14 protein-coding genes are annotated in these 14,807 nt (G+C 70.0%); 6 read left to right on the forward strand and 8 right to left on the reverse strand.

Features of this window, described 5'->3' with window-relative positions:
* Positions 1-9: 9 nt before the first annotated feature.
* Complete coding sequence (locus AC1RN5_RS01220; protein WP_493039466.1) at positions 10-879, reverse strand: UTP--glucose-1-phosphate uridylyltransferase; 870 nt, start codon at positions 877-879, stop codon at positions 10-12.
* Between the two features lie 94 nt (positions 880-973).
* On the reverse strand, positions 974-2,791 hold the full coding sequence (gene glmS / locus AC1RN5_RS01225; RefSeq protein WP_493039467.1) for a glutamine--fructose-6-phosphate transaminase (isomerizing): 1,818 nt from the start codon (positions 2,789-2,791) through the stop codon (positions 974-976).
* 126 nt (positions 2,792-2,917) lie between these two features.
* On the opposite strand from glmS, the gene glmM reads away from it, so the two are divergent.
* The 3 genes from glmM to AC1RN5_RS01240 all read left to right on the forward strand — a co-directional run bounded on the left by glmM (position 2,918) and on the right by AC1RN5_RS01240 (position 5,487).
* Positions 2,918-4,270, forward strand: coding sequence for a phosphoglucosamine mutase (gene glmM / locus AC1RN5_RS01230; protein WP_493039468.1), 1,353 nt, complete (start codon positions 2,918-2,920; stop codon positions 4,268-4,270).
* A 106-nt stretch (positions 4,271-4,376) separates the two neighbouring features.
* Complete coding sequence (locus AC1RN5_RS01235) at positions 4,377-5,225, forward strand: c-type cytochrome (protein WP_493039469.1); 849 nt, start codon at positions 4,377-4,379, stop codon at positions 5,223-5,225.
* 106 nt (positions 5,226-5,331) lie between these two features.
* A complete protein-coding gene (locus AC1RN5_RS01240) occupies positions 5,332-5,487 on the forward strand; it encodes a hypothetical protein (RefSeq protein ID WP_421933000.1) in 156 nt (51 codons plus the stop codon).
* Between the two features lie 118 nt (positions 5,488-5,605).
* On the opposite strand, the gene AC1RN5_RS01245 is transcribed toward AC1RN5_RS01240, so the two are convergent.
* The 4 genes from AC1RN5_RS01245 to AC1RN5_RS01260 form a co-directional block, all read right to left on the reverse strand.
* The gene (locus AC1RN5_RS01245) at positions 5,606-6,907 is read right to left on the reverse strand and encodes a UDP-glucose dehydrogenase family protein (protein ID WP_493039470.1); all 1,302 of its coding nucleotides are present in this window, start codon (positions 6,905-6,907) and stop codon (positions 5,606-5,608) included.
* Positions 6,908-6,987: 80 nt separating this feature from the next.
* Positions 6,988-8,487, reverse strand: coding sequence for a phosphomannomutase/phosphoglucomutase (locus AC1RN5_RS01250; protein ID WP_493039471.1), 1,500 nt, complete (start codon positions 8,485-8,487; stop codon positions 6,988-6,990).
* 98 nt (positions 8,488-8,585) lie between these two features.
* A complete protein-coding gene (locus AC1RN5_RS01255) occupies positions 8,586-9,548 on the reverse strand; it encodes a KpsF/GutQ family sugar-phosphate isomerase (RefSeq protein ID WP_493039472.1) in 963 nt (320 codons plus the stop codon).
* Positions 9,545-9,790 carry a hypothetical protein gene (locus AC1RN5_RS01260; protein WP_421932996.1) on the reverse strand — a complete coding sequence of 82 codons (246 nt, stop codon included), beginning with the start codon at positions 9,788-9,790 and terminating at the stop codon, positions 9,545-9,547. The genes AC1RN5_RS01255 and AC1RN5_RS01260 overlap by 4 nt, the downstream gene beginning before the upstream one ends.
* A 104-nt stretch (positions 9,791-9,894) precedes the next feature.
* Here AC1RN5_RS01260 and gpmA point away from each other — a divergent pair, with 104 nt between their 5' ends.
* Positions 9,895-10,611, forward strand: coding sequence for a 2,3-diphosphoglycerate-dependent phosphoglycerate mutase (gene gpmA / locus AC1RN5_RS01265; RefSeq protein WP_493039473.1), 717 nt, complete (start codon positions 9,895-9,897; stop codon positions 10,609-10,611).
* On the opposite strand, the gene AC1RN5_RS01270 is transcribed toward gpmA, so the two are convergent.
* Complete coding sequence (locus AC1RN5_RS01270) at positions 10,608-12,143, reverse strand: hypothetical protein (RefSeq protein WP_493039474.1); 1,536 nt, start codon at positions 12,141-12,143, stop codon at positions 10,608-10,610. The genes gpmA and AC1RN5_RS01270 overlap by 4 nt on opposite strands.
* On the reverse strand, positions 12,140-12,886 hold the full coding sequence (locus AC1RN5_RS01275) for an ABC transporter ATP-binding protein (RefSeq protein ID WP_493039475.1): 747 nt from the start codon (positions 12,884-12,886) through the stop codon (positions 12,140-12,142). Before AC1RN5_RS01275 ends, AC1RN5_RS01270 begins: the two co-directional genes overlap by 4 nt.
* Positions 12,887-12,987: 101 nt before the next feature.
* On the opposite strand from AC1RN5_RS01275, the gene AC1RN5_RS01280 reads away from it, so the two are divergent.
* Positions 12,988-13,425, forward strand: a complete 438-nt coding sequence (locus tag AC1RN5_RS01280) for a bifunctional diaminohydroxyphosphoribosylaminopyrimidine deaminase/5-amino-6-(5-phosphoribosylamino)uracil reductase RibD (protein WP_493039476.1) — start codon at positions 12,988-12,990, stop codon at positions 13,423-13,425.
* Positions 13,426-13,519: 94 nt separating this feature from the next.
* On the forward strand, positions 13,520-14,779 hold the full coding sequence (locus tag AC1RN5_RS01285) for a pentapeptide repeat-containing protein (protein WP_493039477.1): 1,260 nt from the start codon (positions 13,520-13,522) through the stop codon (positions 14,777-14,779).
* Positions 14,780-14,807: the final 28 nt, after the last annotated feature.

A 14,807-nucleotide genomic window follows, 5' to 3' on the forward strand; every position in this document is an offset into this window, starting at 1 on the left:
CAGGCCCCCCTAGAGCAGGGCCTGGATCGCGGCGCGGGCGGCCTCGGCGAACTCGGGACGGCGCAGGGCGAAGGCCACATTGGCGCGCAGCAGGCCGATCTTGTCGCCGCAGTCGTAGGTGGTCCCCTCGTATTCCAGGGCGTGGAAGGCCTGGCTCTTCATCAACTGGGCCATGCCGTCGGTGAGCTGGATCTCGCCGCCGGCGCCCTTGCCCTGGCGCTCCAGCAGCTCGAAGATCTCCGGCTGCAGGATATAGCGGCCCGAGATGAATAGGTTCGAGGGCTCGGTTCCGGGGGCGGGCTTCTCCACCATGCCGGTCATGCGGTTCAGGCGGCCGTCCTGGCGCTCCAGGGCCACGATGCCGTACTTGTGGGCCTCGCCGTCCGGGCAGGGCTCCACGGCGATGATGTTGCCGCCGACCTTCTCATAGGAGGCCACGGCCTGGGCCAGGGCCGGAACCTCGGCGGCCATCAGCATGTCGGGCAGCATGACGGCGAAGGGCTCGTCGCCGATGATGTGGCGGGCGCACCAGACCGCGTGGCCGAGCCCCAGGGGCGCCATCTGGCGCACGAAGCTCATGCCGCCCGGGGTGGGCAGGTCGGCGCGGACCTCGGCCAGGATGTCGGCCTTGCCCTTGGCCTGCAGGGCGTTCTCGATCTCCGGATTGGCGTCGAAATAGTCCTCGATGGCGCCCTGGCCGCGCCCGGTGACGAAGACGATGTGCTCGATGCCCGCGGCGCGCGCTTCCTCCACCACATAGGACAGGATCGGCCGGTCGAAGATGTTGAGCATGTTCTTCGGCGTGGTCTTGGCGCCGGGAAGCACCCGGGTCCCCAGACCCGCCACGGGAAGTACGGCCTTGCGCACGCGTTTGGTCATTCAGTCCTCCGTCGGGCTTTGACTAGAGGAGCCAGGGCGCGAAATCCATCGGGCGTTTGTGACAAGGCCTGCGAAAACTTGCCCTGCCTGTCGGCTACTCGACAGTGACCGACTTGGCCAGGTTGCGGGGCTGGTCGACGTCGGCGCCCTTCTGCACGGCCACGTAATAGGCCAGCAGCTGGATGGGGGCCGAGAAGACCAGCGGCGCCACCAGGGGATCGCAGGTCGGCGCGATGATCAGCTTGATGCCGGGGGGCGCGTGCTTGGCGCCTTCGGCGTCGGTGATCAGGATGATCGGGCCGCCGCGGGCCATGACCTCGCTCATATTGGACATGGTCTTTTCGAAGAGCGCGTCGGAGGGCGCGATGACGATCACCGGGGTGGCCTCGTCGATCAGGGCGATGGGGCCGTGCTTCAGCTCGCCGGCGGCGTAGCCCTCGGCGTGGATGTAGCTGATCTCCTTGAGCTTCAGGGCGCCTTCGAGGGCCAGGGCCGACATGGCGCCACGGCCGAAATAGAGCACGTCCCGGGCCTTGGCGAGTTCGGGCGCCAGGGCCCGGATGGTCTCCTCCACCGCGATGGATTGCGCGATCAGGCGCGGCGCCTCCAGCAGCAGCTTGGAGAGGCGGGCCTCCTCGGCGGCGTCGATCTTGCCCCGCGCGGCGGCCGCGGCGATGGCGAGGGCGGTGAGGGCCGCCACCTGGCTGGTGAAGGCCTTGGTGGAGGCCACCCCGATCTCGGGGCCGGCATGGGTGGGGAAGAGGACGTCGGCCTCTCTCGCCATGGTGGACTCGTGGACATTGACCACCGCGGCGGTCTGCAGCCCCTGGGCCTTGCACCAGCGCAGGGCCGCGAGCGTGTCGGCGGTCTCGCCCGACTGGGAGACGACGATGGCCAGGGTGCCTTGGGTGACCGGCGGCTCGCGGTAGCGGAACTCCGAGGCCACCTCGACATCGACGGGAATGCGGGCCAGGCGCTCGAACAGGTAGCGGCTGATCAGGCCGGCATAGAAGGCGGTGCCGCAGGCGATGATCTGGACGCGGTCGATCTTGGCGAAGTCGACCCCGCCGGGGGCGGTGGCGCGGCCGGTGACGGGGTCGAGATAGGCCGAAAGCGTGTGCTGGCAGGCGTCGGGCTGATCATGGATCTCCTTCTCCATGAAGTGCCGGTAGTTGCCGCGCTCCACCAGGGCCGCCGAGGGGGAGACGACGCGCATCTCGCGGGTCACCGCCTGGCCGTGCTCGTTGAAGATGGAGGCGGTGTTGTGGTCGATGGCGACGTAGTCGCCCTCCTCCAGATAGGCGATGCGGGTGGTGAAGGGGCCGACGGCCAGGGCGTCGGAGCCGAGGAACATCTCGCCCGACCCATAGCCCACCACCAGGGGGCTGCCGCGGCGGGCGCCCAGGATCAGGTCGTCGCGGCCCTGGATGAGCACGGCGATGGCGTAGGCGCCCTTGAGCCGGTCCAGGGTCGCCTTCAAAGCGGCCAGCGGCTCCAGGCCCGAGGCGAGCTCGGTGTCCAGCAACTGGGCGATGACCTCGGTGTCGGTCTGGCTCTCGAAGGTCCGGCCCTGGCTCTCCAGCTCGCGGCGCAACTCGGCGAAGTTCTCGATGATGCCGTTGTGCACCAGGGTCACCCGGCCGGCCTGCTGCGGGTGGGCGTTGATCTCCGACGGCGCGCCGTGGGTGGCCCAGCGGGTGTGGCCGATGCCGACCATGGCCTTCAGGGGATGTTCGACCAGGACGTCCTCGAGGGCGCGGATCTTGCCCTTGGCCCGCCGCCGCTCGACCTTGCCGTCCACCACGCCGGCGATTCCGGCGGAATCGTAGCCGCGATATTCCAGCCGCTTGAGGCTCTCCAGCAGCCGGTCCTGGACGGGGGCCGTGCCGACAATGCCGATGATCCCGCACATGGACGTGGAGTTCCTTTTGCCGTGGCCCTAAGCCGCGATAATCTTGAAGACAGCGCCGCCTTTAGCATTCGCAAACGGGGCGTCGATTAAATCTCAGTTTCGTATCGTTTCGAGAGCCCCACCTAGATGACCAAACGCGCCTATTTCGGGACCGACGGCATCCGCGGCCAAGCCAACAGCCACCCCATGACCGCGGAGGTGGCGCTGCGCGTCGGCCTGGCGGCGGGCAAGCTGTTCATGTCCCAGGACGACCGGCGGCACATGGTGGTGATCGGCAAGGACACCCGGCTGTCGGGCTACATGGTGGAGCCGGCCCTGGTGGCGGGGTTCGCCAGCGTGGGGATGGACGTGCGCCTGCTGGGGCCGCTGCCGACGCCGGGGGTGGCGATGATGACCCGGTCCCTGCGCGCCGACCTGGGGGTGATGATCTCGGCCTCGCACAACGCCTATCTGGACAACGGCATCAAGCTGTTCGGCCCTGACGGCTACAAGCTGTCGGACGAGCGCGAACTGGAGATCGAGGCCCTGATGGACCAGGGGCTGACCGAGGGCCTGGCGCCGCCGGCGGGCCTGGGCCGGGTGGCCCGCATCGACGACAGCCAGGCGCGCTATGTGGAGATCGCCAAGGCCACCTTCCCGCGCCGCCTGAGCCTGGCGGGCCTGCGGGTGGTGATCGATTGCGCCAACGGGGCGGCCTACAAGGTGGCGCCGGTGGTGCTCTACGAACTGGGCGCCGAGGTGATCAAGGTGGGCGTCGATCCCGACGGCACCAATATCAACGAGGAATGCGGCTCCACCCACCCCGAGGCCATGGTCCGGGCGGTGAAGGAGTATCGCGCCGACATCGGCATCGCGCTGGACGGCGACGCCGACCGGCTGGTGATCTGCGACGAGAAGGGCCACGTGGTCGACGGCGACCAGATCATGGCCCTGATCGCCGACAACTGGGCCAAGCGCGACCGCCTGACCGGCGGCGGGGTGGTGGCGACGGTGATGTCCAACCTGGGCCTCGAACGCTTCCTCAGCGCCCGCAATCTGAAGCTGGAACGCACCGCCGTGGGCGACCGGGCGGTGATGGTGCGGATGCGCGAGGGCGGGTTCAATCTCGGCGGCGAGCAGTCGGGTCACATGATCATGTCGGACTTCTCCACCACCGGCGACGGCCTGCTGGCGGCCCTGCAGGTGTTGGCGGTGCTGAAGCAAACCGAGAAGCCGATGAGCGAACTGGCCCATCAGTTCGAGCCCGTGCCTCAGAGGCTGGAGAACGTGCGCTTCGCCGGCGGCAAGCCCCTGGAGGACGAGCAGGTCAAGAAGGTGCTGGCCGCCGCCGAGGTCCGCCTGAACGGGACCGGACGCCTGGTGGTCCGCGCCTCCGGCACCGAGCCCCTGATCCGGGTCATGGCCGAGGGCGACGACGAGAAGCTGGTCCGCGACGTGGTCCGCGACATCGTCGGCGCGGTGAAGAAGGCCGCCGCCTAGGGTTGCGCGGGTCGCTCTGCAATTGCGCAGAACGGCCCTGCAATCACACAGATTGAACCGCTGAAGCTTGCGAAATATCTCCGCCGCTCCTTGGAGAGGGCGAGCGATGACGCGTTTCCTGAAGTGGCTGGGCCTGGGCCTGGCCGGTGTGGCGGGGCTGGTGATTCTGGCGGTGGGCCTGGTCTACGGGGGGACCGAGATCATGCTGCGGACCCCGCACGCCAAGGCGCCGGTGACGATCACCGCGTCGCGCGATCCCGGCGCCGTGGCCCGGGGCGCGAGGCTGGCCAAGGTCTATGGCTGCAACGACTGTCATGGCGGCGCCCTGGAGGGCCGGCTGTTCTTCGACGAGATGCCTCTGGCCCGGATCGCGGGACCAAACCTCAGCCTGAAGATCGGCCACCAGTCGGACGCCGACCTGGCCCGCGCCATCCGCATGGGGGTGGCCTCCGACGGTCGGGCTCTGTGGATCATGCCCTCCGAGGCCTTCGCCAGCCTGACCGACGCCGAGACCGCCGACCTGCTGGCCTATCTGCGCAGCACGCCGCCCACCGGCCATCCGCAGATCGACAAGCAGATCGGACCGGTCGGCCGCCTGGGGGCCGTGCTGGGCAAGTTCCGCTCCGCGCCGGCCCAGATCGCGGCCAACGGCAAGACGGGCCTGCCTGACCTCGGCCCGCAGTTCGCCCAGGGCCGCAGCCTGGCCCGGGCCTGCGTGGAGTGCCACGGCGCCGACCTGAAGGGCTCGGCGGGGGTCAAATCGCCGGACCTGACCATCGCCGGCGCCTATGACGAGGCCGATTTCGAGCGCCTGCTGCGCACGGGAATCGCGGCGGGGAATCGCAGGCTCGGGCTGATGAGCGAGACCGCGCCGGGGCGGTTCAACGCCTGGAGCCACGAAGAAATCGGCGCCCTACACGCGTATTTGAAGGCCCGTGCCGCTGCGGCAACCTGAAGCCGGGGGCTTTCTCGGGTGTTCAACCCCTGGAATTCATGTCAGCTTCGTAATGTTCAGGGCCGCTCGACCGGCCCTGACGAAGAAAAGAGTTCTGGGAGGATACATGCAGCGTAACCCCGTCATCACGGGCGTGACGCGAGGACCGGCTCGAGCCGCCAGCTCGATCGCCTGCCTCGCCTTCGTCGCGCTCCTCGCCGTGGCCTTCTGGGCCGGCGCCCTCTGGATCGGGACCGAGCTTCTCAACCTGCTGGCCCGCTAAGACCGCGCAGGTTCGGACGCCGCCGATCGACGCCCCGTCAGGGGCATGACCGATCTCGCCCTGGGCGAGCCCTGGCCTCTGCGCCCCATCCCCGCCGCCATAGCCCTGTCGCGCGGGCCTAGGCCCGGCCGATGCTTGCGTATTTGAAGCCGCGCGAGCGCAGGTCCTCGGGCTTGTAGACATTGCGCAGGTCGACCATGACCGGGGCCTTCATCAGGTCCTTGATGCGGTCGAGGTCGAGCGCCCGGAACTGGTCCCACTCGGTGATGAGCACCAGGACGTCGGCGCCCGTGGCCGCGGCGTAGGCGTCGTCCTTGAAGTCGACATCCTTGAGCATGTGCTTGGCCTCCTCCCCCTCGGGGTCGTAGGCCTGCACCTTGGCGCCCAGCTTCTGCAGGGCTGGGATGATGTCCAGCGCCGGGGCGTCGCGCATGTCGTCGGTGTTGGGCTTGAAGGTCAGGCCCAGGACCCCGATGGTCTTTCCGGCCAGATCGCCCTCCAGGGCGGCGGCCACCTTGGTGGCCATGGCCTTCTTGCGGGCGTCGTTGATCTCCACCGTCGTCTCGATCAGCCGCACCGGGCTGCCGGCGTCGGTGGCGGTGCGCACCAGGGCCAGCGTGTCCTTCGGGAAGCAGGAGCCGCCATAGCCTGGGCCGGCGTTGAGGAACTTGCCGCCGATCCGCTTGTCCAGGCCGATGCCGCGGGCCACCTGCTGGACATCGGCGCCCAGGGCCTCGCAGAGGTCGGCGATCTCGTTGATGTAGGTGATCTTCAGCGCCAGGAAGGCGTTGGCGGCGTACTTGATCAGCTCGCTGGTGCGGCGGCTGGTGAAGACGATCGGCGTTTCGTTGAGATAGAGCGGCCGGTAGAGCTCGGTCATCACCGGCCGGGCGCGCTCGTCCTCCAGGCCCACCACCACGCGGTCGGGGCGCTTGAAATCCTCGATGGCCGCGCCCTCGCGCAGGAACTCCGGGTTGGAGACCACGGCGAACTGGGCGTCGGGGCGCTTGGCCTTGATGATGCGCTCGATCTCGTCGCCGGTGCCCACCGGCACGGTGGACTTCGTCACGATGACGGTAAAGCCGTCCAGCAGGCCGGCGATCTCCTCGGCGGCGGCGTAGACATAGGAGAGGTCGGCATGGCCGTCGCCGCGGCGCGACGGCGTGCCCACGGCGATGAACACCGCGTCGGCCTTCTTCACCGCCGCGGCGGCCTCGGTGTCGAAGGACAGGCGACCGGCCTTGACGTTCTGGGCCACCAGCACGTCCAGCCCCGGCTCGAAGATCGGGATGCCCCCGTTCTTCAGGCGCTCGATCTTGCCGGCGTCCTTGTCGATGCAGATCACGTCATGGCCGAAGTCGGCGAAGCAGGCCCCGCTCACCAGGCCCACATAGCCGGTGCCAATCATCGTCACGTGCATCTTCTATCCCCGAGTTCGAGCAGGCCCTGCGTCAGGCCGGTACATCTTTTTGCGGCGCAGCAAAAGTGGCGCCGCGCGGATCAGACTTCCTGATTGTAGGCGCCCACCTGCGGGCGTTTGCCCAGGCGCGGCTTCACTTCCTCATGGAAGAGGGCGCGCATGTCGGCGTCGGACTGGGTGCTCTCCACCACCACCACGATCTCCGGCTTGTTGGAGGAGGCGCGCACCAGGACCCAGGAACCGTCCTCTAGGGCGACGCGGACGCCGTTGACGGTGATCACCTCGACGATCTTCCGTCCCAGGATGGTCCCGCCGGCCAGGGCCAGGGCCTCGTACTCGGCCACCACATCGTCCACCACGCCGTACTTCACCTCGTCGCCGCAGTGGGGCGACATGGTCAGGGAGGTGTAGGCGATGGGCAGGGCGTCCTTCAGCTCCGAGAGCTTCTTGTCGGGATTGCGGTCCATCATCGCCAGGATGGCGGCGGCCGCCGTCAGGCCGCAGTCGTAGCCGCGCCCCAGGGGATCGTTGAAGAAGAAGTGGCCGCTCTTCTCGAAGCCGGCGAGCGCGCCCAGCTCGGCGGTCTTGCGCTTGATGTAGGAGTGGCCGGTCTTCCAGTAGACCGTCTTGGCGCCGTTGGCGGCCAGGACCGGGTCGGTGGCGTAGAGGCCGGTGGACTTCACGTCGACCACGAAGGTGGCGTTCTTGTGCAGGACCGAGAGGTCGCGGGCCAGCATCAGGCCGATCTTGTCGGCGAAGATCTCCTCGCCGGTGTCGTCCACCACCCCGCACCGGTCGCCGTCGCCGTCGAAGCCGAGCGCCAGGTCCGCGCCGTGCTCGCGGACGGCCTTGGCCATCTCCTGCAGCATCTCGTGGTCCTCGGGATTGGGGTTGTAGCGCGGGAAGGTCCAGTCGAGCTCGCAGTCCATCTCGATCACCTCGACCCCCATGCGGCGCAGGGCGTCGGGGGCGAAGGCGCCGGCCGTGCCGTTGCCGCAGGCGCAGATCACCTTCAGGGGACGCTTCACGGCCACGCGGCGCACGATGTCGGCGACGTAGCGCTCGGGGACGCCGGTGACGTGGGTCAGGGAGCCGCCGGGCTGGAACTTGCCCAGGCCGCCCAGGACGATCTCCTTCAGCCGGCCCATCTCGACGGGGCCGAAGGTGAGGGGCCGCTGGGCGCCCATCTTCACCCCGGTCCAGCCGTTCTCGTTGTGGCTGGCGGTGACCATGGCCACGCAGGGGGCGTCGAGGTCGAACTGGGCGAAATAGGCGATGGGCGACAGGGCCAGGCCGATGTCGAGCACCTCGCAGCCCGCGGCCAGCAGGCCGACGGTGAGGGCCTGTTTCACCGAGATGGAGTAGGAGCGGAAGTCGTGGCCCACCACGATCTTCTTCTGGCCCAGCTCCTGGATATAGGTCCCCAGGCCGACCCCCAGGGCCTCGATCCCCAGGAGGTTGATGTCGGGCCCCAGCAGCCAGCGCGCGTCGTATTCCCGGAAGCCGGTGGCCTTAACCAGCGGATAGATTTCGTAGTCGAGGGTATTGGGGACGAGGTCGGCGCGCGGGACAGGAAGCATCGGAACTCCATCGGACGTGTTCGTGCAGGGGTCTTAAAGGTCTTGAGGCCTTAAGACCATGCGAACGCGAGCCTTGAACTTACGTTTCGTGACGTTTGCTACACGCCGGCGCGCACCAGGTCGTGAACGCGCAAGATTCCGACCGGCTTTGCGCCCTCCACCACGAAGAGCACGGTGACCATGGGCAGGGGGTCGCTCATCAGGGCCAGGGCCTCGCCGGCCAGCATGCCGGGGGGCGCGGTCTTCTTGGGGCCCGGGGTCATGACCTCGCCGGCGGTGTGGCCCATCAGGCCGTCGATGTGGCGGCGCAGGTCGCCGTCGGTGATCACGCCGCGCAGGGCGCCGTCCGGACCGGTGACGCCGACGATGCCGAAGGCCTTCTCCGTCATCACCAGCAGGGTCTGGGCCATGGGGGTGTCCAGGGACACCAGGGGCAGTTCGTCGGCGCCGTGCATCAGGTCCCCGACCGTGCGCAGCATGGCGCCCAGCTTGCCGCCGGGGTGGAAGGTCTTGAAGTCCCGGGCGGTGAAGCCCCGGCGTTCCAGCAGGGCGACGGCCAGGGCGTCGCCGAGCGCGATCTGCAGGGTGGTCGACGTGGTGGGCGCCTTGACCTCGGCGGTGGCCTCCGCGGCGTCGGCCAGTTGCAGCACCACGTCGGCGGCCTTGCCGAGCGCGCTCTTGGCGTCGGCGGTCAGGGCGATCAGCGGGATGTGGAAGCGCTTCGAATAGGCCAGGACGTCGGCCAGCTCCTTCACCTCGCCCGACTTGGACAGGCAGAGCACCACGTCGCCCTCGGCGATCATGCCCAGGTCCCCGTGGCTGGCCTCATTGGCGTGGACGAAGAAGGCCGGCGCGCCGGTGGAGGCGAAGGTGGCGGCGATCTTGCGCGCCACGTGGCCGGACTTGCCGATGCCGGAGCAGACGATCTTGCCCTTGGCGGCGTGCAGGATGTCCACCGCCCGGGCGAAGGCCTCCCCCAGGCCGTCGGCCTGCTGGGTGAGGGCGGCGGCCTCGGCGGCCAGCACCCGGCGGCCCACGGCCACGGCGTCGAAATCGGTCATTGGGTCGGCGATATGGCTTGGCTCTGCAGGTCGGAAACCGCCTGCCGGGCCTGGTTGAGACGCTGGTTCGAGGCGTCGGATTCGCGCTTCATCGCCGCCTGCATGGCCGGGGTCCGCTGCGCCGGGGTGTGTCCGAAGGGCCCCCACGAACGGTCGCCCAGCCCCTGGGGCCAGACGGCGGCCAGCGCCACCATAAGCAGGGCGGCCAGGGCCAGGGCGGGGAAGAACAGGCGGTCACGCATGGTCGTCCGCATATAGCGGCTCGAATCGGCCTGGGCCAGCGAACCCTTGACGCCCCGGCCCCCGCGCCCTAGCCCGCAGGCGTCGCCACAATGGAGGTTTCCGCGTGCCCACCCTGATCCTGCTGCGCCATGGCCAGAGCCGCTGGAACCTCGAGGACCGCTTCACCGGCTGGGTGGATGTGGACCTGACGCCGGAGGGCGAGGCCCAGGCAACCAAGGGCGGGGAGCTGATCAAGGCCGCGGGCCTGCAGATCGACCGCGCCTTCACCTCGGTCCTGACCCGCGCCATCCGCACCTGCTGGCTGGCCCTGACCGCGGCCGACCAGGTCTTCGTGCCGGAGATCAAGGACTGGCGGCTCAACGAGCGCCACTATGGCGGGCTGACGGGCCTGAACAAGACCGAGACCGCCGCCAAGCACGGCGCCGACCAGGTGAAGATCTGGCGCCGGTCCTATGACGTGCCGCCGCCGCCGCTGCCGCCCGGCGGCGAGTTCGACTTCAGCAAGGACCGCCGCTACGCTGGCGCGACCCTGCCCGACACCGAGAGCCTGAAGACCACCCTGGATCGGGTCGCCCCCTACTGGACCGCCGAGATCGCCCCCAAGCTCGCCGCCGGCGAGACGGTGCTGGTGGCCGCCCACGGCAATTCCCTGCGGGCCATCGTCAAGCTGATCTACGCCCTGTCGTCCGATGCGATCATCGACGTCGAGATTCCCACCGGCAATCCGCTGCTGATCGAGCTGGACGCCGCCCTGAAGCCGACCTCGGCGCGCTACCTAGACGCCGAGCGCGCGACGAAGCTGCCCACCTACGGTAGCTAGCGGGCTGCGGCCCGCAGCGCCGTGGCGATCTGGGTGTCGGTGCGGCGGATGGCGAGCAGCAGGACGCCGGCCACCAGAGCCGGGATCGCCGCCCAGGGCTGGCCGGCGGCGGCCAGGCCGGTGGCCGCGGCGATGGCCGCGCCCACCAGCAGCTCGACCAGGGTGGAGAACCAGCTCGACCCCCGGCGGCGGCGGAACTCCGAGCGCTTGGCCGGCCGCTGGTACCAGATGTTGATCAGGCCGTTGGCCAGCGCCGTGGCGACGCATCCGGCGGTCGCCGCCAGACCCACCCCAGGCGCCAGGACGATGAGGATCGCCAGGATCGGCGCCAGCAGGATCGCCACCGGGATGAAGGCGGCCACGAGCTTGGCCTGCCGGAAGGTGGAGACCGGGGTGGGGGCGCAGGCGATCAGGTCCGGGGCGTCCTCCGCCGAGACGGTGATCCAGGACAGGCTGGCGGCCACCTGGCCGGCGACGAAGGTGAGCGCCGCGGCCCCGCCCGGCAGGGCCAGCGTCTCCCGCGTCCCGGCGTTGCGCAGCAGCACGAAGGCGAGCGGCAGCAGGTAGAGCACCCGCAGCATGACCTGGGACATCAGGGCCGCGTCCCGGGCCATCAACCGCAGCTCCTTGCGGATGGTGGCGGCGAAGGCCCCGCCGGTGAAGGCCACGGGCCTGGTCCGCGCCTTGACGGCGCTGGCCTCGGCCCCGCCGGCGGCGGCGGAATCGGCGGCGAAGCGGCCCCCCAGCCACAGGTTCACCCCGGCGAACATCGCCACGGCCGCCGTCAGCAGGATCGCCAGCGCGCCGGGATCGCCCATCAGGGCCTTCAGGGGCAGGGCGGCGGCGGGGGGCAGGGGAATGGCCGGCGCGGCGGCCATCAGCTCGCTCCAGACCGACCCGGCGGCGTGGCCGAAGATGGTGCGGGCCTGGGTGACCAGGAAGAAGCCGGCCCCGATCAGGGCCGAGAGCACCTGGGCGATGGTGCGGGTGCGGCGCGGGCCGATGGCCGCGAACAGGGCCATGGCCACCACCAGGCCGCAGGCGGTGGCGGCCACGGCGATCACCGCCAGGACCCCGAAGGCCGCCAGCCAGGGCGGGTGGGCGATCAGGGCGATGGGGACCAGGAACGGTCCGAGGAAGGCCGAGAACACCAGGAAGAGGTTCAGGGCGATGGCGGCGAACCGCACGGTCAGCACCTTGCGCGGCGAGATCGGCGAGGAGAACAGCAGGTCCAGGTCGCCGCGGTCGTAGAGGACGTCGGCGGCGGCCGCCACGGTCTGGGACAGCATCAGGCTGAAGATCACCGCCAGGACCGCGTCGGCCAGCACGATCCCGGTGGGGGTCACGGTGATCTCGATGCGCCGCATCATGAAGCCCAGGGGCACGCCGGCCAGCAGGGTCACCAGGGCCACGCTGACCAGGGCGACCCAGCCGCTGCGGCGGTTCTCGCCCCGGCGCGCCAGCACGCCGCGCCAGCCCAGGCGCATCTCGTGGGCCAGCAGCCACAGGGTCGAGCCGGGGGTCGGCCTCACGCGGGGGCCGCCTCGTCCTGGCCGGTGAGGTCGAGGAACAGGTCCTCCAGGGTGGCGTCGCGGTCGCCGGCCCGGGCGCGCAGCTCGTCCAGGCGGCCCTCCACCAGCAGCCGACCGTGCTGGATGATGCCGATGCGGTCGGCCATCCGCTCGGCCACCTCCAGGATGTGGGTGGTGAGGATGACGGTGGCGCCGGCCCGGGTCCGCGCGCTGAGCAGGTCCTTCACCTGGCGGGCCGCGCCGGCGTCGAGGCCGGTGAGGGGCTCGTCCAGGATCAGCAGCCGGGGATCGTGGATCAGGGCGCCGGCCAGGGCGGTCTTCTGCTTCATGCCCCGGGAGAAACCCTCGCAGCGGCGGCCGCGCTCCTCCCACAGGCCCAGCATCCGCAGCAGCTCCTCGGAGCGGTCGCGGGCGGTCTGGGCCTCGACCCCCCAGAGGCCGGCGACGAACTCCAGATATTCCAGCGGGGTCAGCCGGTCGTAGAGCATCGGCTCGTCCGGCGCCCAGGCCAGCAGGCGCTTGGCGGCGGTGGGGTCGGCCAGGGCGTCGACGCCGAACACCTCGATCGTCCCGGAATCCGGCTTCAGCAGCCCGGCCACCATCCGCAGGGTGGTGGTCTTGCCCGCTCCGTTGGGCCCCAGCAGGGCGTAGAGCTCGCCCGAGCGCACGGTGAGGTTCAGGTCGTCCACCGCCGGCGCGCGGAAGGTCTTGTTGAGGCCCTTGATCACCAGCGCGTCGGTCACGAGTCCTCCGGGGTCTTCAGCCCCCGACTATGGGGGAGGGGCGGGACGCGCTCAACTCTCCGGGGTTGCGGCGGGGCGGCCCGGCGCCTCACAACCACGGCATGACCGCCGACCAGGACCACATGCGCCGCGCCATCGCGCTGGCCCGCACCAACCTCGGGAACACCGGAACCAATCCGTCGGTGGGCTGCGTGATCGTGGCGGGCGGCCTTGTGGTGGGGGAGGGCGCGACCCAGGCCGGCGGCCGGCCGCACGCCGAGGAGCAGGCCCTCGACCAGGCCGGGGCGGCGGCGGCGGGCGCCAGCGCCTATGTCACCCTGGAGCCCTGCGGCGAACGCTCGAACGGGACGGCCTCCTGTTCCCTGCGCCTGGCCCAGGCGGGGGTGAGCCGGGTGGTGATCGCCTGCCGCGATCCCTCGACCTTCGCGGCGGGACGGGGCGTGGCGCGCCTGCGGGCGGCCGGCGTCACGGTGGAGCTTGGCCTGATGGAGGGCGAGGCTCTTGGCCTCTACGCCGACTACGAGCCGCCGAAAGCTTAGCGCTTATTCACTTTAATTTTCGCTAAGTCGCGGAAACAGCATGTTAATTACGACACCCTAAATTGGGGACAGTAGGCCAGCGTCAGGCATAGTCATGTCCCTTCAAACCGCGACGATTCAAGATGTCCACCCGCTCGAACAGGCGGAGGTGGACGCCATTTGCGCCAAGCACGATCGACTGTGGACCTCCCGTCCCGGCGGCGCGCGGGCGGTCTTCGCCTGGAAGAATCTGAGCGGCCTGGATCTGCGCGGCCGCAACCTGTGCGACGCCGACTTCACCGGCGCCATCCTCGCCGACTGCCAGCTGCAGGGCGCCCGCCTGGACCACGCCAACCTGTTCGGCGCCGACCTGCAGAACGCCAACCTGACCGAAGCCTCCATGCGCCGGGCCGACCTGCGCGGCGCCTGCCTGCGCAACGCCAACCTCACCGGCGCCGACCTCTTCGAATGCGACCTGCGCGAGGGCTGCATCGCCTCGGTGGACCGCGCCCAGGGGCTCAAGGTGGTGACCCACCAGAACCGCGCCGGCGAGATGCAGGGCGCCATCCTGGCCGGGGCCAACCTGGAGCGTTCGCGCCTGTCGGGGGTCATGGCCGTGCGGGCCGACTTCACCGACGCGGTGCTCAAGGACGCCAAGCTGGTCCGAGCCAACCTCAAGCAGTGCACCATGACCGGCGCCAACATGGCCGGCGCCGACCTCTCGGGGGCCGACCTCGCCGGCGCCGACCTGCGCGACTGCATCCTGGTGGGCGCCAAGACCTTCGCCTGGAACGTCAGCCAGGCCGACATGCGCGGCGCCCTGACCGACCAGCCCTCCGGCAAGTCGGTGTCGGACCTGCCCTACAAGACCATGATCCGCGACCATGCCCGCTGGTGCGAGACCGGGGGCGAGGAGGGGTCGCCCAGCGTCTTCGACAGCGCCGACCTGCGGGCCCTGGAGACGGTGCGCGGCTTCAACCTGACCGCGCTCTCGGCCAAGGGGGCGGTGTTCTACGGCCTCGACATGGAGGGCGTGCAGCTCCAGGGCGCCAATCTGGAGGGCGCGGACCTGCGGGCCTGCAACCTGCGCCGGGCCGACCTGAGGGGCGCGCGCATGATGGGCGCGAAGCTCGCCAGCGCCGACCTGCGCGACGCCCAGATGGGACCCTTGCTGCTGGGGGGCGACCGCATCCTGCCCTGCAACCTGACGGGCGCCAGCCTGAAGAACGCCGACCTGGCCCGGGCCGACCTGCGCCATGTGATGCTGGTGGACGCCGACCTGAGCCGCGCCAACTTCACCAACGCCCAGCTGCGCCAGGCCAACCTCGCGGGCGCCCAGAAGTGGGGCGCGCGAGGTCTCGGTGAAACAATATAATTACCCTCGGTAAAGCTTAACGGTTCAG

It is taken from the genome of Phenylobacterium sp. GW821-FHT12F10, assembly GCF_058806695.1.